The sequence below is a fragment of the Microbacterium sp. ET2 genome (assembly GCF_030347395.1).
GTDB classification, from domain to species: domain Bacteria; phylum Actinomycetota; class Actinomycetes; order Actinomycetales; family Microbacteriaceae; genus Microbacterium; species Microbacterium albipurpureum.
The window spans coordinates 1,731,902-1,756,443 of the sequence record NZ_CP128170.1; the positions used below are offsets into that span (position 1 = coordinate 1,731,902).

General features: G+C 70.4%; 24 protein-coding genes and 2 pseudogenes. 10 read left to right on the forward strand and 16 right to left on the reverse strand.

Annotated features, from left to right (window positions below; all coding sequences use genetic code 11):
• Positions 1-14: 14 nt before the first annotated feature.
• Entirely contained in the window at positions 15-2,099 is a 2,085-nt protein-coding gene (locus tag QSU92_RS08305; RefSeq protein ID WP_289265708.1) for a DEAD/DEAH box helicase, read from the reverse strand.
• A gap of 386 nt (positions 2,100-2,485) precedes the next feature.
• Here QSU92_RS08305 and QSU92_RS08310 point away from each other — a divergent pair, with 386 nt between their 5' ends.
• Positions 2,486-3,442 carry a DUF998 domain-containing protein gene (locus QSU92_RS08310; protein ID WP_289265710.1) on the forward strand — a complete coding sequence of 319 codons (957 nt, stop codon included), beginning with the start codon at positions 2,486-2,488 and terminating at the stop codon, positions 3,440-3,442.
• Between the two features lie 244 nt (positions 3,443-3,686).
• On the opposite strand, the pseudogene QSU92_RS08315 reads toward QSU92_RS08310, so the two are convergent.
• The 5 genes and pseudogenes from QSU92_RS08315 to QSU92_RS08335 form a co-directional block, all read right to left on the reverse strand.
• A pseudogene (locus QSU92_RS08315) lies at positions 3,687-6,826 on the reverse strand (efflux RND transporter permease subunit); the annotation flags it as partial.
• Between the two features lie 131 nt (positions 6,827-6,957).
• Complete coding sequence (locus QSU92_RS08320; protein ID WP_289265712.1) at positions 6,958-7,344, reverse strand: fluoride efflux transporter FluC; 387 nt, start codon at positions 7,342-7,344, stop codon at positions 6,958-6,960.
• Between the two features lie 19 nt (positions 7,345-7,363).
• Complete coding sequence (locus QSU92_RS08325; protein ID WP_289265713.1) at positions 7,364-7,792, reverse strand: fluoride efflux transporter FluC; 429 nt, start codon at positions 7,790-7,792, stop codon at positions 7,364-7,366.
• Positions 7,793-7,821: 29 nt separating this feature from the next.
• Positions 7,822-8,769, reverse strand: a complete 948-nt coding sequence (locus QSU92_RS08330; RefSeq protein ID WP_422880435.1) for a DNA topoisomerase IB — start codon at positions 8,767-8,769, stop codon at positions 7,822-7,824.
• A 41-nt stretch (positions 8,770-8,810) separates the two neighbouring features.
• Positions 8,811-9,080 (reverse strand): SAP domain-containing protein, encoded by a 270-nt coding sequence (locus QSU92_RS08335; protein WP_289265715.1) that lies wholly within the window; start codon positions 9,078-9,080, stop codon positions 8,811-8,813.
• A 242-nt stretch (positions 9,081-9,322) separates the two neighbouring features.
• Between QSU92_RS08335 and QSU92_RS08340 the strand changes: the two genes are divergently transcribed.
• Complete coding sequence (locus QSU92_RS08340) at positions 9,323-9,487, forward strand: hypothetical protein (RefSeq protein ID WP_164478137.1); 165 nt, start codon at positions 9,323-9,325, stop codon at positions 9,485-9,487.
• A 98-nt stretch (positions 9,488-9,585) separates the two neighbouring features.
• On the opposite strand, the gene QSU92_RS08345 is transcribed toward QSU92_RS08340, so the two are convergent.
• Positions 9,586-10,344 carry a MerR family transcriptional regulator gene (locus QSU92_RS08345; RefSeq protein ID WP_289265716.1) on the reverse strand — a complete coding sequence of 253 codons (759 nt, stop codon included), beginning with the start codon at positions 10,342-10,344 and terminating at the stop codon, positions 9,586-9,588.
• A 158-nt stretch (positions 10,345-10,502) separates the two neighbouring features.
• On the opposite strand from QSU92_RS08345, the gene QSU92_RS08350 reads away from it, so the two are divergent.
• Both QSU92_RS08350 and QSU92_RS08355 read left to right on the forward strand, forming a co-directional pair.
• Positions 10,503-11,399, forward strand: coding sequence for a DUF4097 family beta strand repeat-containing protein (locus QSU92_RS08350; RefSeq protein ID WP_289265717.1), 897 nt, complete (start codon positions 10,503-10,505; stop codon positions 11,397-11,399).
• Positions 11,396-12,007, forward strand: a complete 612-nt coding sequence (locus QSU92_RS08355; protein WP_289265718.1) for a PadR family transcriptional regulator — start codon at positions 11,396-11,398, stop codon at positions 12,005-12,007. Before QSU92_RS08350 ends, QSU92_RS08355 begins: the two co-directional genes overlap by 4 nt.
• Before the next feature lie 13 nt (positions 12,008-12,020).
• Here QSU92_RS08355 and QSU92_RS08360 read toward each other — a convergent pair whose 3' ends face one another.
• Positions 12,021-12,554 carry a universal stress protein gene (locus tag QSU92_RS08360; RefSeq protein WP_289265719.1) on the reverse strand — a complete coding sequence of 178 codons (534 nt, stop codon included), beginning with the start codon at positions 12,552-12,554 and terminating at the stop codon, positions 12,021-12,023.
• A 162-nt stretch (positions 12,555-12,716) separates the two neighbouring features.
• On the opposite strand from QSU92_RS08360, the gene QSU92_RS08365 reads away from it, so the two are divergent.
• Positions 12,717-12,884, forward strand: a complete 168-nt coding sequence (locus tag QSU92_RS08365; RefSeq protein WP_179561265.1) for a DUF3073 family protein — start codon at positions 12,717-12,719, stop codon at positions 12,882-12,884.
• 57 nt (positions 12,885-12,941) lie between these two features.
• Here QSU92_RS08365 and QSU92_RS08370 read toward each other — a convergent pair whose 3' ends face one another.
• The 3 genes and pseudogenes from QSU92_RS08370 to purM all read right to left on the reverse strand — a co-directional run bounded on the left by QSU92_RS08370 (position 12,942) and on the right by purM (position 15,980).
• On the reverse strand, positions 12,942-13,301 hold the full coding sequence (locus tag QSU92_RS08370; protein ID WP_289265720.1) for a TIGR02611 family protein: 360 nt from the start codon (positions 13,299-13,301) through the stop codon (positions 12,942-12,944).
• A gap of 158 nt (positions 13,302-13,459) precedes the next feature.
• A pseudogene (gene purF, locus QSU92_RS08375) lies at positions 13,460-14,921 on the reverse strand (amidophosphoribosyltransferase).
• 6 nt (positions 14,922-14,927) lie between these two features.
• Positions 14,928-15,980 carry a phosphoribosylformylglycinamidine cyclo-ligase gene (gene purM / locus QSU92_RS08380; protein ID WP_289265856.1) on the reverse strand — a complete coding sequence of 351 codons (1,053 nt, stop codon included), beginning with the start codon at positions 15,978-15,980 and terminating at the stop codon, positions 14,928-14,930.
• 145 nt (positions 15,981-16,125) lie between these two features.
• Here purM and QSU92_RS08385 point away from each other — a divergent pair, with 145 nt between their 5' ends.
• Positions 16,126-16,731: a zinc-binding alcohol dehydrogenase gene (locus tag QSU92_RS08385; RefSeq protein WP_289265721.1), complete on the forward strand. Its 606-nt coding sequence runs from the start codon at positions 16,126-16,128 to the stop codon at positions 16,729-16,731.
• Positions 16,732-16,734: 3 nt separating this feature from the next.
• Here the strand turns inward: QSU92_RS08385 and QSU92_RS08390 are convergent, their stop codons facing one another.
• The 3 genes from QSU92_RS08390 to QSU92_RS08400 form a co-directional block, all read right to left on the reverse strand.
• On the reverse strand, positions 16,735-17,079 hold the full coding sequence (locus QSU92_RS08390; protein WP_289265722.1) for a potassium transporter Trk: 345 nt from the start codon (positions 17,077-17,079) through the stop codon (positions 16,735-16,737).
• Positions 17,080-17,164: 85 nt separating this feature from the next.
• Entirely contained in the window at positions 17,165-17,596 is a 432-nt protein-coding gene (locus QSU92_RS08395) for a hypothetical protein (RefSeq protein ID WP_289265723.1), read from the reverse strand.
• A gap of 60 nt (positions 17,597-17,656) precedes the next feature.
• On the reverse strand, positions 17,657-18,010 hold the full coding sequence (locus QSU92_RS08400) for a sterol carrier family protein (protein ID WP_289265724.1): 354 nt from the start codon (positions 18,008-18,010) through the stop codon (positions 17,657-17,659).
• A 75-nt stretch (positions 18,011-18,085) separates the two neighbouring features.
• Between QSU92_RS08400 and purD the strand changes: the two genes are divergently transcribed.
• The 3 genes from purD to QSU92_RS08415 all read left to right on the forward strand — a co-directional run bounded on the left by purD (position 18,086) and on the right by QSU92_RS08415 (position 20,703).
• The gene (purD, locus tag QSU92_RS08405; RefSeq protein ID WP_289265725.1) at positions 18,086-19,348 is read left to right on the forward strand and encodes a phosphoribosylamine--glycine ligase; all 1,263 of its coding nucleotides are present in this window, start codon (positions 18,086-18,088) and stop codon (positions 19,346-19,348) included.
• 104 nt (positions 19,349-19,452) lie between these two features.
• Positions 19,453-19,800 (forward strand): hypothetical protein, encoded by a 348-nt coding sequence (locus QSU92_RS08410; RefSeq protein ID WP_289265726.1) that lies wholly within the window; start codon positions 19,453-19,455, stop codon positions 19,798-19,800.
• A 42-nt stretch (positions 19,801-19,842) separates the two neighbouring features.
• A complete protein-coding gene (locus QSU92_RS08415) occupies positions 19,843-20,703 on the forward strand; it encodes a phosphoribosylaminoimidazolesuccinocarboxamide synthase (RefSeq protein ID WP_289265727.1) in 861 nt (286 codons plus the stop codon).
• 21 nt (positions 20,704-20,724) lie between these two features.
• Here QSU92_RS08415 and QSU92_RS08420 read toward each other — a convergent pair whose 3' ends face one another.
• Positions 20,725-22,302 (reverse strand): hypothetical protein, encoded by a 1,578-nt coding sequence (locus QSU92_RS08420; protein WP_289265728.1) that lies wholly within the window; start codon positions 22,300-22,302, stop codon positions 20,725-20,727.
• A complete protein-coding gene (locus tag QSU92_RS08425) occupies positions 22,284-23,027 on the reverse strand; it encodes an ABC transporter ATP-binding protein (RefSeq protein WP_289265857.1) in 744 nt (247 codons plus the stop codon). The genes QSU92_RS08420 and QSU92_RS08425 overlap by 19 nt, the downstream gene beginning before the upstream one ends.
• Positions 23,028-23,201: 174 nt before the next feature.
• Between QSU92_RS08425 and QSU92_RS08430 the strand changes: the two genes are divergently transcribed.
• Positions 23,202-24,527, forward strand: coding sequence for a uracil-xanthine permease family protein (locus tag QSU92_RS08430; RefSeq protein ID WP_289265729.1), 1,326 nt, complete (start codon positions 23,202-23,204; stop codon positions 24,525-24,527).
• Positions 24,528-24,542 lie beyond the last annotated feature (15 nt).

Here is a 24,542-nt window from a genome sequence, read left to right on the forward strand (position 1 = left end):
CGCGGACCCGGACCTCAGGAGGTGAGGTCGGCGACCGTCGGACGACCGGCGAGGGCCTCGACGACCTCGTCGCCGGGACGCGCGTCTTCGAAGGGCGCGTCGATCTCGGCACGGCTGAGCAGCTCCGCCATGCGGCGACGACGCTGACGCGTGACCAGGGTCACGACGGTGCCCGCACGACCCGCGCGGCCGGTGCGGCCCGAGCGGTGCAGATACGTCTTGTACTCATCGGGCGCATCGGCCTGGACGACGAGATCGATGTCGTCGACGTGGATGCCGCGCGCGGCGACATCGGTGGCGACGAGCACCCGCACCCGGCCCGAGGTCAGGCGCTCGAGGTTGCGCGTGCGCTTGCCCTGGTTCAGGTCGCCGTGCAGCGCCAGTGCCGGGATTCCGGCGTCGTCGAGCTGCTCGGCGAGCATCTCGGCGTAAGCGCGGGTGCGGGCGAAGACGAGGGTCTTGCCGTCGCGGTCGGCGAGGGAGGTGACGATCTCCGCCTTGTCGCGATGGTCGATCACGAGCACGCGGTGCTCGATGGTGCTGGAGTCCTGGTCTTCGCCGGCGACCTCGTAGACGGCCGGCTCGACGAGGAACTCCTCGACGAGGGCGGCGACCTCGCGGTCGAGGGTCGCGGAGAAGAGGAGCTTCTGCGATCCCTCGGCGGTCAGGCGGAGGATCCGCTGCACCGGCTCGAGGAAGCCCAGTTCGCACATGTGGTCGGCCTCGTCGAGGACGGCGATCTTCACCTGCGAGAGGTCGAGCTTGCCCTGCTCGACGAGGTCTTCGATGCGACCGGGTGTGCCGACGATGATGTCGACGCCCTTGCGCAGGGCCCCTACCTGGCGAGCCTGCGGCACGCCGCCGTAGATCTGGGTGGTGAAGAGGCCGACGCTGCGCGCCAGCGCCTGTACCGTGCGGTCGATCTGAAGGGCGAGCTCGCGGGTCGGAGCGAGGATCAGAGCCTGCGGTGCGCGGCCCTGCTGGCGACGCTGGCCCGCCTGTGCACGCAGGATCGCCTCGACGAGCGGGGCGCCGAAGGCGATGGTCTTGCCGGAACCGGTGCGACCGCGCGCAAGCACGTCGCGTCCCTCGATGATCGGGGGGATGGTCGCCGCCTGGATCGGGAACGGCGACGAGGCGCCGAGTTCGTCGAGACGGTTCACGAGGTTCTCGCCGAGACCGAGGTCGCCGAAGCCGATGTTGTCGACCTCGTGCGCCTCGACGGCTTCGGCCTGCAGGCGCTCGTGGACGACATCGAGCTGCGCCTCGGCGTGCGCCGAGCGCGCCGGACGGTCGTCGGTGCGACGCGCCGGACGGTCCTCGTCGAAGCGACGGGCCGGACGGTCGTCGGTGCGGCGCTGGGGTCGGTCGTCGTAGCGGCGCTGCGGACGGTCCTCGTCGAAGCGACGGGCCGGACGGTCGTCGGTGCGGCGCTGGGGTCGGGCATCGTACCGACGCACCGGACGGTCGTCGCCGGAGCGCGAAGGTCGGTCGTCGTACCGGCGCACCGGACGGTCGTCGAAGCGACGCGCGGGACGATCGTCACCCCGACGAGGCGCGCGATCCTCGAAGCGACGCTGCGGGCGGTCATCCTCGAACCGGCGCTGCGGACGCTCGCCACCTTCGAAGCGCCGGGCGGGACGGTCGTCACCCCGACGAGGCGCGCGATCCTCGAAGCGACGCTGCGGGCGGTCATCCTCGAACCGGCGCTGCGGACGCTCGCCACCCTCAAAGCGACGGGCGGGGCGGTCGTCGCCCTGGCGGGCGTACGACCCGCGGTCGCCGCGTGCCTGCGAACGGATCGCGCGTGCCTCGTCACGGCCGGCCTTCTCCTGCGCGCTCCAGCGGCGCTTCGGCTCGCTCGCTTCGCGGGCCACCCACTCCCGTGAGGCGCCTGCGCGGCTGTCGGCCGCACCGTCGTTCGCGCGGTAGCCGCGGTGTCCGGGGCTGCGGCTTCCGGCTTTCGCACCGGCACCGCCGGCACCCGCTCCGTCGGCGGGGCGTCGCTTGCGGTCCTGATAGCTGGAGCCCGCGGCGTAGCGCGGGTCGTAGTTGCGTGCCGGACGTCCGCCGGCAGGCTTCTTGTTCTTCGGGCTCATGATGAGGTCCTTCGTGCTCGCACGAGAACAGCGCTCGAGGTCATGCTCGAGCAACCCGGGCAATCGCCGGCCGGGGCCATTCCTGTGATGTGAAGCGCCGGCTCGCGATGGCAGAGGGCGCGGGAATCGGCCTTGAGAACTCACAGAAGCCGTCACAACCTGGCGGTGTCCTCAGCCCGACGCCCCCACCGTATCGTCCCAGCCTGTGAGAGGCCCGATCGGCGGCGTGTCCGCTTGTCATCCGTACGCGCTACCATTCACACCAACGGGCTGGAACCGCTTGGCCCGGGGGATCCTCCTTTCCTTACTCGCGTCGACCTCCCGGAGGAGCGGTTGGGCACAACCGACCATCGGAACTCGTCGCCGCCCGACCGATCGTGAGCAGCATGACCACCGCGACCCTTCCGGCCACGGCTCCCTCCCCGTCTGCGCTCACGACCGCGCCCCCGACGTCTCCCGTCGCTCATCCGCGCGTGCACCGCCTCGGCACCATCGCGATCTCGTCGCTGCCGATCGGCGTGCTCCTGGCGATCCTCACCACCACCGATCCCGACTGGTGGCACCTGCACTTCTCCCAGCTCGGCACCTTCAGCACGGTATCGAGCAAGCTGTTCAACTCCACCGTGCTCTTCTCCGGCTTCTTCCTCGCCGCCTACGGCGTGCTCCTCGCCGTCGCCCTCCCCCAGGGAGTGGGCCGCCGCACGCGCCGGATCTTCCGCGGATCCATCGTGTCAGCGGGGCTGCACCTCACCGTCGTCGGAATGATTCCGATCCCCGTCAGCGTCGTCCTCCACGACCTCGCCGCGTCGGGCCTCGGGCTGTCGTTCCTCACGATGGTCGCGTCGAGCCTCGGCATCCGCGGACGCCACCTCGCGTTCCGTCGATTCACCCTCTTCTGCGTGGTGATCCTCGCGAGCGGCATGGTGATCCTCACCGCCGGGTTCATCACGCTCGCCCTGTTCGAGATCGTTGCCTTCTCGCTGATGCTCGTGTGGCTCGGCCTGCTCCCGCGGGCGCTCGCCTACCGCGCACCCGTCGACGCACGCGGTGACGTCACGGCGAGGACGCCCCGGACGACGGATGCTGCTGCCGCACCTCGCACCGAGATCGCCGCGTCCGGTCCGACCCGCCTCCCGGCTCCGGTCATGACCCGCCGACCCGGCCGACCGGCCCTCGTCACCGCGGGTCGCGCTCCTCGGCGTCGGATTCCTCGTCGGGCGACGCGCCTTCCGGCGATGCACCTTCTGACGTCGACTCCGCCTCGGCCGCCTCGGCAGCCGGCACGCCTGCGTCCGGTTCAGGTCCGTCAGCACCTGAACCGTCGTCGGCTGACCCGCCCGTAGGCGTCGACTCCTCCGGAGGCATCGACGTCTCGATGTCGGGGTCCTGCTCGATCACCGGCAGATCGTCGGGCACCGTGGTCTCTTCCAGGACGACGTCGCCCTCGGCGGCATCCTCCTCGTCCGGTGTCGGCATCTCGACATCGGGAGCCTCCTCGATGAGGGGCACAGCCACCGCGATCGCGCCGGTCGCGACGCCGGCCTGCTCACGCAGCTGACGACGGGTGAGACCGGACGACCCGAGAGGTGCACCCCCGGCAGGGGCGAGTGCGCCCTCGACCGGGGCGGGCGCACCCTCGCCGTCGCGGAGACGACGACGGGCCTCCCGGCGCTCCTTGGCGCCCTCGATGAGGTTGTACAGCGTCGGGAGGACGAGGAGCGTCAGCACCGTCGAGGAGATGAGGCCGCCGATCACCACCACCGCGAGAGGCTGCGAGATGAATCCGCCGCTGCCGGTGATGCCGAGCGCCATCGGAGTGAGCGCGAAGATGGTCGCGAGCGCGGTCATGAGAATCGGTCGGAGCCTGCGCGACCCGCCCGCGATCGTGGCGTCGTGCGAGGTGAGCCCCTTCTCGCGGTACTGGTTCACGAGGTCGATGAGCACGATCGCGTTCGTCACCACGATGCCGATGAGCATCAGCACGCCGATCAGCGAGGGGACTCCGAGCGGGATGCCGGTGACGACGAGCAGCAGGATGGCGCCGGTCGCGGCGAAGGGCACCGAGATCAGCAGCTCCAGCGGCTGGCGCAGCGACTTGAAGGTCGCGACCATGACGATGTAGACGATGAGGATCGCGGCGAGGAGCGCCAGGCCCAGCTGGGTGAAGGCGTCCTGCTGCTCCGAGACGACGCCGCCGAGCTCGGCGTCGGCGCCGGTGGGCAGATCGACATCGGCGAGCGCCTCGGTGACGGCGGCCGAGGCGACGTTGAGGTCGTCGGTCGAGGGGGTCACGGTGACCGTGGCGGTGCGCTGCCCCCGCTCGGTGGTGATCGACGCCGGACCCGCCGACTCCTCGACGGTGGCGATCTGCTCGAGCGGGATCGGGCCCGTGGCGGCGGGGACCTCCAGCTGCCGGAGCTCGTCGATGGTGAGCGGAGTGTCGGCGGCGGTGAGGTACACCGTCAGCGAGGTGCCGTCGATCTCGACCGTGCCCACCGACTGCGGCTGCATCGCCGCCGAGACGATGCCTCCGACCGCGACCTCCGAGAGGCCGAGGCCGGCAGCGGCGTCGCGGTCGACCGTCACGGCGATGAACGGCAGCGACGAGGAGAGGTTGTTGGACACCTGACCGATGCCCTCCCGGCCGTCGAGCCCGGCGACGACGGCGTCGGTCGCTTCCTGGAGCGTCGGCGAATCGGGCGCGGTGACATCGATCTCGATATCGGTCGAGCCGAAGCCGCCCTGCGCGGCCGAGACGGTGATCTCGCCCGCATCCTCGAGCTCGGAGACCTGCTGCTGCACCTCTTCGCGCAGGGCCACCTGATCGACGTCATCGGCGGTGGTGATCGAATAGGTGATGCCTGTGCCGCCGCCGGCGAAGGCATCCTGCAGCGGCGATCCGCTCGAGCCGATCGAGACCTGCACGGTCTCGATGCCCTCGATGTCGGTGAGGATCGCCTCGACCTCCTCGGCCGCCGCGCTCTCGGCCTCGAGGCTGGGAGCGGGCCCGATGCTCTGGGTCATCGTGAAGGTGTTCTGCCCCGAATCGCCCAGGAAGTTCGTCTTCATGAACGGGATCGCCGCGACCGTGCCGCCGAGCACCAGCACGGCGATGAGAAGGGTCGCCCACGAGTGACGGAGCGTCCAGCGGAGGATCGGCAGGTACGCCTTCTGCAGCCGGCTCGGAGGTGCCGCCGGGTCTTCCGGGTCGATCGCGCGACCACCCTCGTCGAGGATGGGCTTGCCGGGCCTCAAGAACCAGTACGCCAGCACCGGCACGATGGTGAGGGCGACGAACAGCGAGGCCAGCAGTGCGATGGCCGTCGTCAGCGCGAACGGCCGGAAGAGCTCACCGGTGACGTCGCCGACGAAGGCGATGGGGAGGAAGACCGCCACGGTCGTGATCGTCGACGCGGTGATCGCCGTCGAGACCTCGCGGACGCCGAGGAGGATCGCGGCCCTCTTGTCGGCGTCGCCCACGTAATGGCGCTTGATGTTCTCGATCACGACGATCGAGTCGTCGACGACGCGTCCGATCGCGATCGTGAGCGCGCCGAGGGTCAGGATGTTCAGCGAGTACCCGAACCCCTGCAGGCCGATGAACGTGAGGAGGACGCTCGTGGGGATCGAGATCGCCGTGACGAGCGTCGCACGCACCGACAGCAGGAAGACCAGGATGACGAGGACGGCGAAGACGAGGCCGAGGGTGCCCTCGACGGCGAGGGTCTCGATCGATTTCTGGATGTAGGGCGCCTGATCGAAGACGACGGTGAATTCCGCCCCGTCGATGGCGTCTTCGAGGTCGGGGAGGGCGGCGAGCACGCCCTGCGACACCTCCACGGTGTTGGCGGCGGGGAGCTTCGTCACGGCGATGGTGAGCGCCGGCTCGCCGCCCACCCGCGAGATGCTCGTGACCGGATCCTCGGCCTGCTCCACCGTCGCGACGTCGCCGATCGTGACCGTCTCGGCGCCGAACTGCTCGGCGTCGGTCGGGACGAGGGGCAGCGCGGCGATGTCGTCGACCGAGCCGAGCTTCGCACCGGTCTGCACCGTGAGGGTCTCGTCGTTCTCGGTGATCTCACCGCCGGGGAAGAGCACGCCGTTCTGGTCGAGCGCATCGCGGATGGCCTGCTGACTGAATCCGGCGGCGGCGAGCGCGGCCTGGTCGGGCGTGATGCTGACGCGCTGGCCCGTGCCGCCGACGATCTGGGCGGTGTTGACACCCTCGACGTCTTCGAGTTCGGGGACCACACTCGCCTCGAGCTGCGACTGGATGGTCTCCTGGTCGTCGTACCCGGTGACGGCGAGCTGGATCACGGGGAAGTCGTCGATGCTGGCGCTCAGCACGTTGGGGTCGAGACCGTCGGGCAGCTGGCTCTCGATGCGGTTGATCGCCTGGGTGATCTTCTGCTCGGCGGTGGCGAGATCGGTCCCGTATGTGAACGACGCCTGCACGACTGACGCGTTCGTGGTGCTCGTCGCCGTGGTCGACTCCAGGCCCGGCACCGCCTGGATCGCCGTCTCGATCGGGGTGGACACGTCGGTGTTGACCACCTCGGGAGACGCGCCGGGGTAGGTCGAGACGATGATCAGCGTCGGGAACTCGATCGAGGGGATGAGCCCTGCTTGAGGCTGTTCAACGCGATGCCGCCGAACAGCGCCGCCACGATGGTGATGAGGGCGATGAGCGCGCGGTTCTTCAGGCTCAGGACGGCGAGGTTCGACATGAGCTGCTTTCTGCAGGGACACCGGATGCCGCGACCCGGCGCTCCATGCTGTGCTGCTGCTGTGGCGGAGCCGCCGGCGCGTCGATACGGGAATGTATCGGCCGCCTCAGTATCTCATCCACGTGTCGGCATCAGGCTGTGAGCACCGTGCCGATGACGAGGCCCATGCCCGCCGCGGCGACACCGACGAGCAGTGTGCCGACGACGTTGCCGATCGCGAGGCGCCACCGGCCCCGCTCCGCGAAGAGCACCGTCTCGACCGACACCGTGCTGAACGTCGTGTACGCACCGAGGAAGCCGACTCCGATCACGGCGACGACGGTGTCGTCGAGGGCCAGGGCCGCCCCGGTCAGCACACCGAGCAGCAACGATCCGGTGACGTTCACCAGGAAGATGCCGAGGGGGAACGTGCGCATCCAGGCGCGTTGCACGAGGGCGTCGACGACGTAGCGCGCCCCCGCGCCGAAGGCACCTGCGACGACGAGCAGCAGGAAGGCGAGCGGATCGACGGCGTTCACGACGGCACCCGGGCATCGTTCATTCGGCCTCCCGAGGGGGATCGGAGCCCCGCCGTGCGCCGGTGAACCGCCGCCCTGCGGCGAGGCCCCCGAAGGCGGCGAGGAGACCGAGGAGGAGCGAGGCGAGCACGAGCAGGATCGCGGTCGCCGTGGCATCCGTCGTCGATTGCGCCGTCTGGACAGCGAACGTGCTGTATGTCGTGAAGCCGCCGAGCACGCCGGTTCCGGCGAAAGCGCGCAGTCGCGGCCGGCGATCGCCGAGCACGGCGACGACCACGCCGAGCATGAAGGACCCGACGACGTTCTCGACGAGGGTGACCGCCACGACGTCGGCTCGAGCCCCGCCTGCGACGGGCAGCAGGAGGAGCGCACGAAGACCCGCTCCCACGGCACCGCCGGCCATGACGGCGAGGAGCACATCGAGACGGATGCGCGGTCGGTCGGACACCCGGCCACAGTACTCGGCCGGCGTCGGGCTCAGCGGCCGGTGAGCAGCTGGCGGATCGCCGATTCGGGCGAGATCGTCAGGTCGAGCAGCCGGCCGCGGTCGTAGCGCGCGAACACCTTCGGGTCGATGTAGCTGCTGCGGGCGACCGCGGGGGTGTTGCCGAGGGCTTCGGCGGTGGCGCGCACCGCGAGCTTCTCGGCGCGCTTGCGATCACGCGCCGTGTCGACGGTGCCGATGCGGGCGAGGGCCTCGGCGGCCATGATGGTGCCGCGCAGGGTGCGGAAGTCCTTGGCCGTGAAACGGCCGCCCGTCAGCGCCCGGACGTGGTTGTTCACATCGGCGGGGGTCAGGGGCACGCGTCGCCGACCCCGCTGATACGACAGCAGTGCCGAGCGTGGACGACCCGCGCTGAGTTCTTCGACGACCGCGGCGAGCTCTTCGTCCTCGATGCGGATGAGTGCGCGCTGTCCGCTCTTGGCCGGGAACGACAGGGTGATGACGGAGTCCTCCACCGACGCATCGCGGCGCTGCAGAGTCGTCAGGCCCCGACTGCCGTGACGCTCGAGATAGCGGGCCGATCCGATCCGCGGCGCGCCCTCGTCGAGCAGGCGGAAGGAGACCGCCAGCACCTTCTCGCGGCTGAGATCGTCGCGTCGCAGGGCCGTCGTCGCCTTCGCCCTGGCACGAGGGAGCGCCTCGGCGAGGGTGAGGGCGCGTGCGAACTTGCCCCGGTCGCGACGCTCGCGCCACTTCGGGTGGTAGAGGTACTGCCGCCTCCCCGCCTCGTCGACTCCCACGGCCTGAATGTGCCCCATCGGGTCACTGGAGATCCAGACGTCCTGCCAGGCGGGCGGGATGACCAGCTGGTGGATGCGCTCGCGATCCTCTTCAGGAGCGGATGACCCGTGGATGTCGACGTAGCGGAAGCTCGATCCCGAGCGGACGCGACGGTAGCCGGGATCGTCGCCGGGGCGCACCCGGACCAGTCGCGCTCCGCGCCGACCCTCGGCGGTCGTGCTCAATGATCACGGAGCATCGAGATGAGCTCCGCCTTCTTCTTGTTCGAGTACCCCGAGAGGCCGAGCTCCTTCGCCCGGCCGCGCAGTTCGGCGACCGTCCAGTCCTCGTAGTTGCCGGATTCGCCGCCACGGCGGCCGACCGTCTTGCGGCCATCGCGGGCGGCGGCATTGGAGATGCGCGCAGCCTTCTCCTTCGACGCACCGTCCTCGCGCAGCTCCTCGTAGAGCTCCGGGTCCTTCAGGCTCGACGAGCCTCTTCCCTGGGGCATGATGACTCCTTCCGCGCGGTCGGTACGGCGACCACACCGCCGACGTTAGGACGGTGGTCGCAGAGGCACAGCGGCTTGACAACCCCCGCCGGCGGGGATAGCCGGTCCTGCCGTGATTACACCGCACGGGGGACGTCGTCAAGCCCCTGCTGGCGGAGGCCGCGGAATGCGAACCTGTGAAAGTGCCGAGTGGCACGCGGCGCACCCGACACTGGTCGCCGAATACGGACAAGGAGAGCCCCATGAACCTCGCCCTGATCATCATCATCGTGGTTGCGATCGTGCTTGCCATTGTCGGCGGCCTGAACTCCGCCCTGCAGTGGCTGCTGTGGGTCGCGCTCATCGTCGGCGTCATCGCCCTGATCGCCTTCCTGTTCCGCGTCATCACCGGCAGCCGCCGGACCTGACGTCCCGCACCCGCGCGCGACGGACGGAGCGCGGGAAGACCAGAAGGATGCCGCAGGCCTGGAGCCCGCGGCATCCTTCTTCTCCGCGTGGCGAACTCTCACCACGCAGCGTCCACGCGGTGCCGAAGCGCGGCGCGGACGAACTCCGCGCCCGCCGCTCCGCCGTAGTTCGCCGCGAATCGAGGGTCGTCGACGTACATGTCGGCCAGACCCCGCACGTACTGTGCGAGCTCGTCGGGAGACCCGTGGCCGGGAGTCCCGGGGATGCTGCGCAGCCAGGCGATGTGGCGGGCGGCAAGCGCCTGCGCCTCGTCGCCCGTCGGATCGACACCGCTCTCGGCGGCCGTGATCCAGTCGCGACCGAGATCGGCGGCAAGGCTCTTCCAGTCGGCGCGCTCGTCGTCGCTCATCCCCCGCCACCAGCGGTCGCTCCGCTCGTACGCGTCGGCGCCCCAGCGCTGTTCTACCTCCTCCTTGTAGCGGGTGTGGTCGAACCCGTCGAACATGTTCTCTGCCATCAGTTCTTCACCTCCTCTCAGTGCGTGGATGGTCGCCGCCACCGACGCGATCTGGCGCGCCAGGCGGCTCTGCTCCTCACGGAGCCAGGCCAGATGCTTCTCGAGGGCATCCACCTCGGTCGTGTCGCGATCGAGCAGATCGCGGATCTGCGCAAGCCCGAGACCGAGGTCTCGAAGGAGGAGGATCCGCTGGAGACGCACCAGCGCCGACCGGTCGTAGTAGCGGTAGCCATTGCTCCCGATCCGCAACGGGGGAAGCAATCCGATGACGTCGTAGTGCCGCAGCGTGCGGCTCGTCGTCCCCGCCGCACGCGAGATCTGCTGGATGGACCAGTCCATCGCCTGTCCTCCTTTCGAAATCGACCGTAGAGGTTGACGTTGCGTCAAGGTCAAGACGCATCGTGCTCTGAAGGGGACATTGGTCCTGGCTGGACGCGATATATCGTGTTACCCTCGTCGCAAACGAGATATATCGCGTCTCACAGTTTGGAGGAGTCATGAGTCTGGAGAAGTGGATCATCCACCCGGGCGAAACCCGCGTCATCGACCTCGAGCACGTCGCCGCCCTGAAGATCGGGCTCGTCGGCGGACAGATCGACGTCGTCGCCCACGACGAGCCCGGAGCCCGCATCGAGGTGCACTCGGTCACCGTCAAAGACCTCCGCATCGAGGTCACCGGCGACGGCGCGGAGGGCAGCACCGTCGAGATCGACCACCCGCAGCTGCGCTGGGACAACTTCCTGGAGGTGTTCCGCAACTTCGGCGCCGGCGGGCCGCGCGCCGAGATCAGCGTCGCCGTTCCCCGGTCGGTGGCACTCAACCTCGGCGTCGTCAGCGCGAGCGCGCTGGTCACAGGCTTGCGCAACGACGCCCGGCTCAACACCGTCTCGGGCGACATCATCGTCGACGGACACACCGGCAACCTCACGGCCAATGCGGTCTCGGGCGACGTGCAGGTGCGCGAGCTCGTGGGCGGCCTCGTGGCCAACAGCGTCTCGGGCGACGTCACCGCCACCGGCGAACTGCGCAAGGCCACGATCGACACCGCCTCGGGCGCCATGCTGGTCGACTCCACCGGCAATCTGCAGAGCGTGAACCTCAACACCGTCAGCGGGGATGCGACCGTCCGCCTCGACGAGGCACTGCCGGCGAACTACGTCGTGCGCAGCGTCAGCGGCCGGATCCAGATCGACGGCGTCGTGCGCTCGGGACGCGGACCGACCGGCTACAGCGGTTCGACGGGCGAACTCAGCGGCTCGTTCGTCGATGTGCGTGCGAACTCGGTGTCCGGAGACCTGACCGTGCTGCGCCGCGCATCGCGGGTCGCCCCCGCCGACGCTCCCACCGCTCAGGTGGAGGGTGCCGACGACCACCGCGAGGAGGAGTGGTCATGACGCCGGTGTTCTCGCACGGCGACCTGCGCCTGTATCTGCTGAACCTCCTCGACGAGGGGCCGCGCCACGGCTACGACGTGATGCAGGCCCTCGCCGACCGCACGGGCGGCACCTACACGCCGAGTGCGGGGACCATCTACCCGCGGCTGGCCAAGCTCGAGGAGGAGGGCCTTGTGACGAAGACCGTCGACGGCCGCAAGACCGTCTACGAGATCACCGACGCCGGCCGCGCCGAGGTGCGCGCCCGCGCCAGCGACCTCGAAGGGATCGAAGCGGGGCTCAGCGACTCGGTGCGACTGATCGCCGAGGGTGTGCGCGGCAGCGTCCGCGAGGCGATGAAGAGCTTGCGCGCCGACCTCGCCGCCGCACGCGTCGACGAGAGCGCGAGCACCGAATCGGCGCGGACCATGACGGATGATCCGCGAGGACGCAATCGCGAACAGCTGAATCGCGCCGATGCGGCGCTCACCGAATTCCGCGCCCGCATGCGGGGAGACCTCAGGACGCACGTCGCGCGGGGCGGCGAGCTGTCATCATCCGTCGTCGATCGACTCGCCGACGACCTCGATCGGATCTCTCGCGAGATCACCCGCGTGCTGCGGGGCTGATCTGCCCCGACCGTCACGCCGGCCAGATCTCCTCGTCCTCGGGTACCGGCTCCCCCAGAGGCACGACGAGGATCGGCCGGCGCTGACGGTGGGCCAGGCGCGCGGCGACCGATCCGGTGAAGAACTCGCGGATCGACTCGCCGATCCCGCGCTTGCGGGTGCCGACGACGAGGAGCTTCGCGTCGATCTTGTCGGCGAAGTGCTTCATCGCCAGCGCCGGGTCGCCGACCAGCTGGTGGACGCGCCAGTCGACACCATGCCCGTCGAGGGCCGCCGCGGCAGCCTGCTCGATGAGCTTCAGGTCTGCCTCGCCGGAGGCGATGTTGATGTCGATCGGCGCCGAGTGGACGTAGCCGTCAGGATCTTCGTAGGTGACGAAGCGCGTGACGTCGACGTGCACCACGACGAGCGGCACCCCGAGGAGCTTCGCGTAGCGACCCGCCTCGTGCAGAACCCGAGGCGACTGGCCCGGGATGACGCCCGCGACGACCGCACCACGAAGGGCCTCGATATCGATTCCCGCGGTCTGAGATTCCGCCTCGCTCATATATCCTCGTTTCACCAGTCGTGGGGCCGCCGGTCGGGCGGGGCGCCGTGATATTCTGAATGCTACTCTTGCCGGTTCGTTGCCGGATTCGTGATTGCCCGGGTAACCGTCGCGGACAGCCCGCGCACAACAGCCCGCGGCTCAGACATGAGGGGGTCTCGCATGGGGCGTGGCCGACAGAAGGCGAAGAACACCAAGATCGCCCGTGAGCTCAAGTACGACATGCAGAGCATCAACTACTCTGCGCTCGAACGCGAGCTCGGCTCCCCGACTCGTGAAGACGAGTACGTCGACAAGTGGGCGGACGAGTACGAGGACGAGAAGGCCTGACAGCCCCGTCGCTCTGACCGTTGCGTCATCCCCGCGCTCGGAAGGCGGGGATGACGACTACGCGCGGCGCGCGTCGCGCTGCGCGCGGTATCGGCGCCACCAGGCCCAGAACCGGTCGAGCTGACGCTTGAGCCAGGCGGCGATGCGGCGCGCCCAGTGGAACTCGGTTCCCAGCACCGCGAGGCCGAGGAACACGATCAGCCAGCCGGGCCCGGGGAGCGGGACGAGGATCAGTCCGCCGAGCGCCAGGACGCCCCCGAAGATCGCCACTCCGATGCGGTAGACCCGTTCGAGAAGCGGATGACCCGCCACCCACGCCCGCGCGCGTCGCAGCGTCAACCGGATCGGGCGGTCGGGGCGTTCGGCCTCGGCGATCTCGCTGCGGGTCTCGCGTTCGTATGGCCCGGGAGAACTCACCCGCCGACGCTAACAAGCGCGTCCGCGAGCGGGCTGGGAGGGCGGTGAGCACACGCTCCACGTTCGAGCCACGCAGTGTCGCGCCTCCCTCACAGAATCTCGGCGTCGCGCTGTGAGATCCGCGTCATTCTGTGGAGATGCTGCGCTGCTGCGCGCGGTCAGCTCTCCTGCGAGCCCTCGACCCAGGCGAGGTACTCCTCCGTCACCGTGCCGGTGACGTAGCGGCCGTCGAAGCAGCTCATGTCGAGGTCCTCGACGTCTGACCCCTCGAGGATCGCCGCCTTCAGGTCCTCGACCTCCTGGTAGACCATGTAGTCCGCCCCGAGCTCGGCGGCGATCTCGGGGATCGTCCGCCCGTGGGCGACGAGCTCGAGGCGCGAGGGCATGTTGATGCCGTAGACGTGGGGGTAGCGCACGGGCGGTGCGGCCGAGGCGAAGGTGACGCTCTTCGCTCCCGCATCCCGGGCCATCTGGATGATCTCCTTCGACGTCGTGCCGCGCACGATCGAGTCGTCGATGAGGAGGACGTTCTTCCCCTTGAACTCGCTCGACATCGCATTGAGCTTCTGGCGCACGCTCTTCTTGCGCACCGCCTGCCCGGGCATGATGAACGTCCGGCCGATGTAGCGGTTCTTGTAGAAGCCCTCGCGGTACTCGATGCCGAGCTTGCGGGCGACCTGCATCGCGGCCGGTCGCGAGGAGTCGGGGATCGGCATGACCACGTCGATCGCCCCGGGCGGGGTGTACTTCGCGATGGTGTCGGCCAGGCGCTCGCCCATGCGCAGCCGCGCCTCGTACACCGAGATGCCGTTCATGATCGAGTCGGGCCGGGCGAGGTAGACGTACTCGAACGAGCACGGCACGAGCTTCGGATCCGACGCGCACTGGCGGGTGTGCAGCTTGCCTTCGAGGTCGATGAACACCGCCTCGCCGGGGTCGACGTCGCGCACGACCTCGAATTCGCCGTTCTCGAGGACGAGGCTCTCACTGGTGACGACCCACTCGTAGTGGCCGTCGTCGTGGCGGCGGGTGCCGAGGATGAGCGGTCGGATGCCGAAGGGATCGCGGAACGCGAGCAGACCGTGTCCGGCGATGAGCGCGATCGCCGCGTACGACCCCTCCACGCGCTCGTGGACGCGGGTGACCGCGTCGAAGACCTGGTCGGGGTCGAGCTCGGGGCCCGAGATCGTCGACTGCAGCTCGCCGCCGAGCACGTTCACCAGAAGCTCGGTGTCGCTGGAGGTGTTCAGGTGCCGGCGGTCCTTGTGGAAGAGCTCGTCGGTGAGCCTCGCGCGTGTTGGTGAGGTTGCCGTTGTGGATCAGCACGATGCCGTAGGGGGCGTTGACGTAGAACGGCTGCGCCTCCTCCTCGCTCGAGGCCGTGCCCTTGGTGGCGTAGCGGACGTGGCCGAGTCCGATCGTGCCGAGCAGCGCCCGCATGTCGCGGGTGCGGAAGGCCTCGCGCACCATCCCGCGCGCCTTGTGCATGTGGACCGCCCCGCCGGGCTCCGCCGTGGCGATGCCCGTGGAGTCCTGCCCCCGATGCTGGAGGAGAAGGAGCGAGTCGTAGATCTCCTGGTTGACGCTCCCGCGCCCGACCATCCCGACGATTCCGCACATGTGGTGTTACTTCGCTCCGATCCGGGGGATGCCGCCATAGGCGCCGACCAGGCGCACAGCGCCCCCGTCGACGCCCTTCGCACCCTGCTCGAACTCGCCGTCCGGCAGGGGGCCGTCGCCCACGACGCCGACCTGCCAGGTGGCGATACCCGCGCGCTGCAGAGCCGCGGTCGCGGCATCCGCTCTGTCGGCGGCGACGACGGCGAAGAATCCGATGCCGAGGTTCCATGTGCGCTCGGTGGCGGTCAGCGAGAGGTCGCCGAGGTCGGCGAGCACCTGGAACACCGAGGGCGGCTCCCACGTCGAGCGATCGACCTCGACCCAGCTGCCGCGCGGCAGCACGCGGGCGAGGTTGGCGGCGATGCCGCCGCCGGTGACGTGGCTCAGGGAGTGGACGCCGTCGCCGACCTCGTCGATGACGTCGAGCAGCGGCCGCGTGTACAGCCGGGTCGGCTCGAGCAGGGCCTCGCCCCAGGTCATCCCGAAATCGGCGGCGTGGTCGCCGTAGCCGATGCCGGCGCCGGCGACGATGTGGCGGATGAGGGAGTAGCCGTTCGAGTGCGGGCCACTCGATGCCAGCGCGAGGACGGCATCGCCCGGGCGCACGCGCTCGGGCCCGAGGACAGCGGATGCCTCGACGACACCGGTCGCGGCACCGGCGACGTCGTAGTCGTTCGGCCCGAGGAGTCCCGGGTGCTCGGCGGTCTCGCCTCCCACGAGCGCCGCCCCCGTCTCGCTGCAGCCGCGGGCGATGCCCGCGACGATGTCGGCGATGCGGGCCGGGACGACCTTCCCGCAGGCGATGTAGTCGGTCATGAAGAGGGGCCGGGCACCGACCACGGCGATGTCGTCGATGACCATGCCGACGAGGTCGAGACCGATGGTGTCGTGCTTGTCGATCGCCTGCGCGATCGCGACCTTCGTGCCGACGCCGTCGGTGCTCGTCGCGAGCAGGGGCCGCTCGTGCCCGCGCAGCGCGGAGGCGTCGAAGAGACCGGCGAAGCCGCCGACCCCGCCCAGCACCTCGGGGCCGTGGGTACGCGCGACGGCACCCTTCATCAGCTCCACAGCCAGGTCGCCCGCCGCGGTGTCGACGCCGGCGGCTGCGTAGGGATTATCGGGAGAGGAGGGGGAAGTGTCGCCAGAGATGCGGTCCACCCGCTCAGCCTACCCGCGCCGAAACAGCGGCCCTTACACTGGCGGCATGGGCGGTGCCGGCGGTCCGGAGTGGCTGATCCGCGAGGACGCGGGTCGGCCGGTGCTGATCGCCCTCTACCTTCGACAGGCCCTCGGGATCCGCTCACCCGACGAGCTGCCGTCGCTTCGCGGCATCCCTCCCCGGGCGAATGATCGCAACGAGAAGGCGCAGGCGCTCCTGGAGCGGCAGTGGCGGGAGTTCTGGGCGCTGACCGTCGAGCCGCAGGCGCACCCGTCGCCCGTGCCGCTCGACCTCGTCGACGGATTCGGCGTGCACGTCGCCCTGCCCACCGAGGGGATGGACGAGCTGCGCGAAGCGATCCTGCCGCACGCGGCGGAGGCCGTCGCCTTCGCCGAGGAGGTGCACGCGCGCTACAGCCGCGACGCGGGGTCGCACAGCGCGTACCGCGCCTACGCCAGCGCGATCGCCGAGCACGAGCGGCAGGTGGGCCGGCGCGCCCACTCGTTCGAGTTGAACGTGCAGGTGCTTCCGCTCGCTCAGCGCGGGGTGTGGTGGATCGGGTCGCTCACGATCGCCGTGACTGACGGCCTGCGCGGTGACATCGCGGCTTTCGACACCGCGATCCACCCGATCATCGCCGAGCTGGCGTGACGGTCAGTCCTCGCGGGTGAGGGTGTGATCGACACGCACCTGGCGCGTGCGGCGCCCCGAGGTGCGGTCGAGGATGAGGGCGACAGCGCCCATCACCGCCAGCCCGACGGGGATGAAGATGAGCAGCAGGAAACCGAACACCTGACCGGTGGAGTACTCCATCCCGGTGTTGTCACTCACCTGGGCGGAGCCGTCGAAGCCGAACGTGAGGATGAGGGCGGTGAGGATGCCGAGGGCTGCGCCGGCCAGCAGGAAGGCGGAGTACTTCGGCGATCGGCGCACCGACACGGTCTCGACCTCATCCCGGGCGGGGGGCTGGAGGTCGGGGCGATGCGGCTGATCTGCCATGCCCCCATTCTCCCACCCCGCGGTTCGGGCGGCGTCGCGTCGTTCGGGCGCGGTGGGGAGCAGTGGCGTGGTCAGCGGGCCGTGGTCAGCGCGGCCGCTTCTTCGGGTCGGGGTCGGCGGGCCGCCATGGCGGCGGATCGTCGGACACGGGGCGACGCATATCGTCGACGAGTGTGGTGTCGCGCTGCGCCTGCAGCATCCGTCTTCGCCTGCTGATGACGGCGTCGACGACCAGCACCACGAGCGCGGACACGAGGAGGCCGAGCCCTGCGAAGACGACGCTCAGCACCCCGGCGACGCGGAAGGCGCCGCCCAGGCTCTCGGAGGCGGGGCCGCCCGGGTTGCCCACGACGACGTAGAGAAGGGCCAGCGCCACGCCTGACAGCACGCCGATGACGAGGAACCGGCCGTAGCGCGGCGAGCGGTGCACGACGGCGGGGATGCGCTCCTCGTCGACGACGTGTTCGTCGTCGGGGTTCCCCTGCCAGCCGTCGCGGCCGGCGCGGCCGCGCGCCATGCCCTCATTGTGGCACCGGCGGTGGGGGTGAGGGCCGTGAGTCTCGCGGGACGGACGCCGTCAGGGCCGCAGCGGCAGGAGCGCGCTGATGTCGGCGCGGACCCCGGATGCCTGGATGCGGCCGGCCGCGGCGGCATCGGCCCACTGCTCGGCGCCGGTGGCGAGGGAGAGCCAGGTCGCGGCATCCATCTCCACCACATTGGGCGGGGTTCCGCGGGTGTGCCGTGGGCCCTCGATGACCTGCACCGCCCCGAAGGGCGGCACCCGCACCTCGACAGAATGCCCGGGCGCCTTCTCGGCGAGCAGCTGCAGGAGATACCGCACCGCCGTGGCCTGGGCCGGGCGCGGCGCCCCCGGCCGACGTGCGGCGTCGAGCGCGGCGCGCCCCTCGTCGGTGGTGATCTTCCGCGGCATCCCTCCACCGTACGCGGGGCCCTCCCCCATCTCGCACACCCGGTGCGCCTCGGGACGCATCGATAGGCTGGTCGGGTGAGAATCCTGGTCCTCGGCGCGGGAGCCCGCGAGCACGCCATCGTCCTTGCCCTCCGCAGTGAGGAGGCGCAGCACGAGATCTTCGCTGCGCCGGGCAACGCCGGCATCGCCCGGGATGCGACGATCGTCGACCTCGACCCCGACAGCCCCACGGCTGTGACCTCGTTCGCGCTGGCCGAGGACATCGACCTGGTCGTGATCGGACCCGAAGCGCCGCTGGTCGCCGGTGTGGCCGACGCGGTGCGCGAGCGCGGCATCCCCACCTTCGGTCCGAGTCGCGCCGCCGCGCGGCTCGAGGGGTCGAAGGCGTTCGCGAAGCGGATCATGGAGGCCTCCGGCGTGCCGACCGGACGCGCGACCCGCGCTCGCACCCTCGACGAGGTGGCCGCAGCCCTCGACGAGGTCGGCGCGCCGCACGTGGTCAAGGCCGACGGCCTCGCCGCCGGAAAGGGCGTCGTCGTCACCGAAGACCGCGCCGCCGCACTCGCCCACGCCGAGACCTATCTGCCGACCGGTCCGGTGCTGATCGAGGAATTCCTCGCCGGCCCCGAGGTGTCGCTGTTCTTCATCAGCGACGGCGACCGGGTGCTGCCCCTCAGCCCCGCCCAGGACTTCAAGCGCCTCGCCGACGGCGACGCCGGCCCCAACACCGGCGGCATGGGCGCGTACTCGCCGCTCCCGTGGCTCGCCGAGCGGTTCGGCAGCGAGGAGGCCTTCGTCGACCTCGTGACGACGGAGGTCGCCGAGCCCGTCATCCGTCAGCTGGACGAGGAGGGCACCCCCTTCATCGGACTGCTCTACGCGGGCCTCATCGTCACCGACGGCGGGGTGAAGGTCATCGAGTTCAACGCGCGCTTCGGGGACCCCGAGACGCAGGTCGTGCTCCCCCGCCTCGCCGAGCCGCTGTCGGAGCTGCTGCTGGCCGCGGCGTCGGGCCGGCTCGAAGGCCTCGCGCGCCCCCGCTTCAGCGACGCCAAGGCCGTGACCGTGGTGCTCGCGAGCGAGGGATATCCCGCGGGTCCGGTCACCGGGCGGGTCATCGAAGGGACGGATGCCGCGGCGAGCGTCCCGGGCGTCCACCTCGCCCACGCCGCCACCCGAGTCGAGGGCGACGACCTCGTCGCCACGGGCGGCCGGGTGCTGAACGTGGTCGCCGTCGCACCCACCTTCGCCGAGGCGCGCGATCGCGCCTACGACGCGCTGGGCCGCATCGCGCTCGAGGGCGGCCAGTTCCGCACCGACATCGCCCACCAGGCCTGACCTCTCGGGCGCCCGCGCACCCCGGTCGTCGAGCGAGCGCAGCGAGACGAAACGCCCGCACCCACCCCCTCGACGCCGCCACCGCGCATCGCTACGGTGCGGGTATGGGTGAGACCGAGCGCGCGGCGGCCAAGCGGCGCGGCCACGACCTGTTCGACCGGATCGCGGAGCGGTACTTCGCCCACGACGGGGTCGACATCGGCCCGATCTTCGGATCGGAGGGGCTCCGCATCCGCGGCAAGATCTTCGCGTTCCTGAGCTTCGACGGCCAGCTCATCGTGAAGGTCCCGGCCGAGCGGGCGACCGAGCTGGTCGCGACGACCCCCGCGCGCCGCATGGTCATGCGCGAGCGCGAGATGAAGGAGTGGCTCTTCTTCGAGCAGGCGGATGCCGCGCTGTGGCCCGCCGCGGTCGACGAGGCGTTCGCCTACGTCGACCGCATCACCCCCTGAGGTTCTCCCCTGGCACGGCCCCGACGTCGGGATAATGGGCGGGTGACCCTCCCCTCTGAGCTTCCCGGCTGGCGGCACGTCTACTCCGGCAAGGTGCGTGACCTGTACCTTCCTACCGAAGGACCGGAAGACCGGATGCTGGTGGTCGCGAGCGACCGCGTGAGCGCGTTCGATCACGTGCTCTCCCCGGGCATCCCGGGAAAGGGCGAGCTGCTCACGCGGCTGAGCCTGTGGTGGTTCGACCGACTCGGGGTGCCGAATCACCTGCGGGACGGGGAGATCCCCGAAGCGGTCCGCGGACGGACGATGCTCACCCGGCGCCTGGAGATGCTGCCGGTGGAGTGCGTCGTGCGCGGTTACCTCACCGGGTCGGGCTGGGCGGAGTATCAGCAGCACGGCACGGTCTGCGACATCCCCCTTCCTCCCGGCCTCGAGAACGGCGACCGTCTGCCCGAGCCCCTCTTCACCCCTGCGTACAAGGCGCCGCTCGGCGAGCACGACGAGAACATCTCCTTCGACCGCACCGTCGACCTCGTCGGCCGTGATCACGCCGACGAGCTGCGCGACGCTTCGCTCGACATCTACCGCCGTGCCGCGGGGATCGCCGAGGAGCGAGGCCTCATCCTGGCCGACACCAAGTTCGAGTTCGGCGTCGACGACGGCGGGGTGCTGCGCCTGGCCGACGAGGTGCTGACCAGCGACTCGTCGCGGTACTGGGACGCCGCCGCCTGGGCGAGCGGCACCACCCCCGGGGAGCGGATGGCGAGCTTCGACAAGCAGATCGTGCGCGACTGGCTCGCCGCGCACTGGGACCGCACCGGGACCCCGCCCGAGCTCCCCGCCGAGATCGTCGAGCGCACCGCCGCACGCTACCGGGAACTGATCGACCGCCTCACCGCCTGAGGCCGCCGCGGCTCGAACGCCTCAGGCGTTGCGCATCGCCTTCAGCCGTGACAGCAGGACGGGACCGGTGCGGTCGAGGGTCCGGCCGCCCAGCACCATCCCTCCCGCGAAGACGACGGCGCCCATCACGAGCCCCACGAGGCCGGCGACGAGGCCCAGCACCGCGTTTCCGGTGAAGAAGGCGATGAGCGCCAACACCACCGACGGCGCCGACAGCGCGATCGCGATCAGCCAGATGCCCATGAAGATGAGCCCCTGCAGGAAGGTCACCCCGGGCACCCGCTTGAACGGGTTGTCTCCGGCGGCGGCGACGGGCACCACGAACTGCGCCGAGGTCACCGCGCACACGCCGTACGAGATGCCGAGGACTCCCAGGCTCGCCCCCAGCACGGCGGGCGCCAGCGACCAGTCGCCCGAGAACGCGAAGGGCAGCACGGCCCCCGCCACCGTGAGCGGCAGCGCGAGCGTCGCGGCGGCGAGGGTGCGGCCGAACCGATCGGCGCGCCCCGATACCCCGGTCGCGAGCTGGGTGCCGAACGCGGTGCCGTCGTAGGAGATGTCGGCGTAGATGACGATGCCGATCACCAGCGCGATGAGCAGGCCACTCCAGCTCACGGCGCCCAGCGCGTCGCCGCCGCGGGAGTAGAACCACAGGACGACGGGGACGAGCGGCACGACGATGAGCTGGCGGAGGTAGCGCGGGTCGCGCAGCCAGTAGGTGAGCGACCGCGCGTAGATCGCCCCGAAGCCACCCGTCGGCACGCGCCCGAACCACCCGAGAGCGCCGGGCTTCGCGGCCGCCCCGCCGGCGTTCCGCGGCCGCACCAGGGCGTCGCCGAGCGCGCGGCGCCACAGCACCCACAGGATCACCACGGTCCCCACCGCGATGAGGAACTTCACCAGGGCGGGGAGGTAATCGCCCGCCGCGGCGGCGGCCGGGATCGCCCATGCCGCGCCGAGCGGTGTCCACGAGACGACCTCGACGGCGATCGCCACCGTGTCGATGTTGAGCGCGAACCCGGTGGTGACGGCGATGATGATCGGACCTGCCAGCACGAGGGGAATGAAGATCAGCACCCCCGCGATCTCGCGGAAACGGCGGCCGCCGCCGAGCCCCACGGCGAGTGCCGCCGTGGTGCGCGACGCGATGACCGCGGTGAGGATGGCCAGGGGGATGGCGAGCATGCAGGCGACGAGCGAGGCGGGAGTCCTCGACCAGGTGGCGACGGTCGCGAGGGCGGCCAGAGAGGTGACGGTTCCCGGGACGCCGCAGACCCCCGCAAGGGTGAGGGCGACCATCATCCGGTCGATCGTGATCGGGAACATGACCAGACGGTCGGGCTCGAGGGTCGTGTCGACCCCGGCGACGAGGATCGGAGCGACCGCCCACGCCAGCGTGACCGCGGCACCGACGCCCACGGTGATCGACGCGGCCTGCGCGAGCGGCGCCGAGCCCAGCAGGACGAGCCCGAGGGTGACTCCCGCGAGCATCCCCAGCCCGTACACGGCACCGAAGATGAATCCCACGAGCTGCCAGGGGCTGCGCGCCAGCTGGTTGCCGAGCGCGCGGAACCGCAGCCTCAGGAGTGTCGCAACCATTCCGGCCCCTCCGCGTGACGACGGCCGCCGACGAGCTCGACGAATCGGTCCTGCAGCGACTGCCCCGCGCGCACGTCGTCGACCGTGCCCGCCACGAGCAGGCGGCCGCCCGCGACGACCGCGACGTGATCGCACATGCGCTGAACGAGGTCCATCGAGTGGCTCGAGACGATGACGGTGCCGCCGGTCGCGACGTAGCCGGTCAGGATGTCCTGGATGTTCGCCGCCGAGACCGGGTCGACCGATTCGAAGGGCTCGTCGAGGACGAGGACGCGCGGGGCGTGCACGAGCGCGCACGCGAGGGCGATCTTCTTCGTCATGCCCGCGGAGTAGTCCACGACGAGCACGCCGCCGGCCTCGGTCATGTCCAGAAGCGACAGCAGATCGGCCGTGCGCCGCGCGATCTCGTCGTGCGCCAGACCGAAGAGCATGCCGGTGTAGGTCACCAGCTGTTCCCCGGTGAGGCGGTCGAAGAGCTTCACTCCGTCGGCGAGGTTTCCGAGCATGCGCTTGGCCTCGACCGGATGCCGCCACACGTCGACCCCGTGGATGAAGGCCTGTCCCGCGTCGGGCTGAAGGAGCCCGGTCGCCATCGACAGCGTCGTCGTCTTGCCGGCGCCGTTGGGTCCGACCAGGCCGTAGAACGACCCGGTCGGCACAGTGAGGGTCAGCCCCTCGACGGCGACCTTCTCGCCGAAGCGCTTGTGCAGACCGGTCAGCTGCATCGCCGCCGAGGGCGGTGCGGTGGTGCGGGATTCGTTCACATCGCTCCGTCCGTCGGCGCGCCCATACATCAGCGCCCGTACAGCATTCCGGAAACCGCTCACCGCGGCAACTCGGAGGAGGTGCGCCGCCCCGGATAGGGTGAGTCCCGCCATCCGCGGAAGGAAGACCCACCCATGCCCATCTGGAAGCTGCACGGAGACGGCCGCACCGTCGCACCCGGAAGCGTCGTCGGCCCGCAGGAGCGCCTCGCCTGGGGAGCGACGGTCGCACTCGGCATCCAGCACGTCATCGCGATGTTCGGCGCGACGTTCCTCGTGCCGGTGCTCACCGGCTTCCCGGTGTCGACGACGCTGCTCTTCTCCGGGGTCGGCACCCTGCTCTTCCTCCTCATCACGCGCAACCGCCTGCCCAGCTACCTGGGATCGTCGTTCGCCTTCATCGCCCCCGTCACAGCCGCCACCGCCTCGCAGGGCATGGGCTCGGCCTTGGCGGGCATCGTCGCCGTCGGGGTGCTGCTCGCCGCGGTCGGAGTCGTGGTCCAGCTCGCGGGTCTCGGCTGGATCGAGAGGCTGATGCCGCCGGTGGTGGCGGGCGCCATCGTCGCCCTCATCGGCTTCAACCTCGCGCCGGTGGCGTGGGACAGCTACCAGCAGCAGCCGGTGATCGCGACGGTGACGCTGACCGCCGTCATCCTGTTCAGCGTCCTGTTCCGCGGCTTCCTCGGGCGCATCTCGATCTTCCTCGGCGTCGTGGTCGGCTATGTCGTCGCTCTCCTCGTCGGCGCGGTGGACTTCACCGCCGTCGGCGAGGCCGCGTGGGTGGGCCTTCCCGAGTTCCAGCTCGCCGACTTCGGCTCGCCCGGCACATGGAGCGTCATCGCGATGTTCCTGCCCGTCGTGCTGGTGCTCATCGCGGAGAACGTCGGGCACGTCCGCGGGGTGGCGACGATGACGGATGCCTCGGTGAACCGCTCGACCGGACGCGCCCTCATCGCCGACGGCGCGGCCACGACGCTCGCGGGCTTCTTCGGCGGCTCGGGCACGACGACCTACGGCGAGAACATCGGCGTGATGGCGGCGACGCGGGTGTACTCCACCGCGGCGTACTGGGTGGCCGGGGCCACCGCCATCCTCCTCAGCCTGTCGCCCAAGGTGGGCGCGCTGTTCAACTCGATCCCCGCGGGCGTGCTCGGGGGTGTCACGACGGCGCTGTACGGACTGATCGGCATCATCGGCATCAAGATCTGGGTCGACAACCGGGTGGACTTCTCGCGCCCCGTCAATCAGTACACCGCCGCCGTCGCCCTCGTCGTCGCCATCGCCGGCTTCACCCTCGAGTGGGGCGACTTCCAGCTCGGGGCGATCGTGCTGGGCACGGCCGCGGCGCTGGTGATCTACCACCTCGGCAACGCCATCGCGCGGTGGCGCCGCACCGGAGCCGACGACGGTGGTCCCCTCCCGGCGGTCGGGCCGCTTGGGGGCGACCCCACGGAACGGTGACGAACCAGGCGACGG

Bases quoted from the DNA above. Each gene is read 5' to 3' on its own strand.
- QSU92_RS08305 (WP_289265708.1), bottom strand. From the start codon at position 2,099: ATGAGCCCGAAGAACAAGAAGCCTGCCGGCGGACGTCCGGCACGCAAC.
- QSU92_RS08310 (WP_289265710.1), top strand. From the start codon at position 2,486: ATGACCACCGCGACCCTTCCGGCCACGGCTCCCTCCCCGTCTGCGCTC.
- QSU92_RS08335 (WP_289265715.1), bottom strand. From the start codon at position 9,080: ATGCCCCAGGGAAGAGGCTCGTCGAGCCTGAAGGACCCGGAGCTCTAC.
- QSU92_RS08340 (WP_164478137.1), top strand. From the start codon at position 9,323: ATGAACCTCGCCCTGATCATCATCATCGTGGTTGCGATCGTGCTTGCC.
- QSU92_RS08345 (WP_289265716.1), bottom strand. From the start codon at position 10,344: ATGGACTGGTCCATCCAGCAGATCTCGCGTGCGGCGGGGACGACGAGC.
- QSU92_RS08350 (WP_289265717.1), top strand. From the start codon at position 10,503: ATGAGTCTGGAGAAGTGGATCATCCACCCGGGCGAAACCCGCGTCATC.
- QSU92_RS08355 (WP_289265718.1), top strand. From the start codon at position 11,396: ATGACGCCGGTGTTCTCGCACGGCGACCTGCGCCTGTATCTGCTGAAC.
- QSU92_RS08360 (WP_289265719.1), bottom strand. From the start codon at position 12,554: ATGAGCGAGGCGGAATCTCAGACCGCGGGAATCGATATCGAGGCCCTT.
- QSU92_RS08365 (WP_179561265.1), top strand. From the start codon at position 12,717: ATGGGGCGTGGCCGACAGAAGGCGAAGAACACCAAGATCGCCCGTGAG.
- purM (WP_289265856.1), bottom strand. From the start codon at position 15,980: ATGAAGGGTGCCGTCGCGCGTACCCACGGCCCCGAGGTGCTGGGCGGG.
- QSU92_RS08385 (WP_289265721.1), top strand. From the start codon at position 16,126: ATGGGCGGTGCCGGCGGTCCGGAGTGGCTGATCCGCGAGGACGCGGGT.
- QSU92_RS08390 (WP_289265722.1), bottom strand. From the start codon at position 17,079: ATGGCAGATCAGCCGCATCGCCCCGACCTCCAGCCCCCCGCCCGGGAT.
- QSU92_RS08395 (WP_289265723.1), bottom strand. From the start codon at position 17,596: ATGGCGCGCGGCCGCGCCGGCCGCGACGGCTGGCAGGGGAACCCCGAC.
- QSU92_RS08400 (WP_289265724.1), bottom strand. From the start codon at position 18,010: ATGCCGCGGAAGATCACCACCGACGAGGGGCGCGCCGCGCTCGACGCC.
- QSU92_RS08410 (WP_289265726.1), top strand. From the start codon at position 19,453: ATGGGTGAGACCGAGCGCGCGGCGGCCAAGCGGCGCGGCCACGACCTG.
- QSU92_RS08420 (WP_289265728.1), bottom strand. From the start codon at position 22,302: ATGGTTGCGACACTCCTGAGGCTGCGGTTCCGCGCGCTCGGCAACCAG.
- QSU92_RS08425 (WP_289265857.1), bottom strand. From the start codon at position 23,027: ATGCAGCTGACCGGTCTGCACAAGCGCTTCGGCGAGAAGGTCGCCGTC.
- QSU92_RS08430 (WP_289265729.1), top strand. From the start codon at position 23,202: ATGCCCATCTGGAAGCTGCACGGAGACGGCCGCACCGTCGCACCCGGA.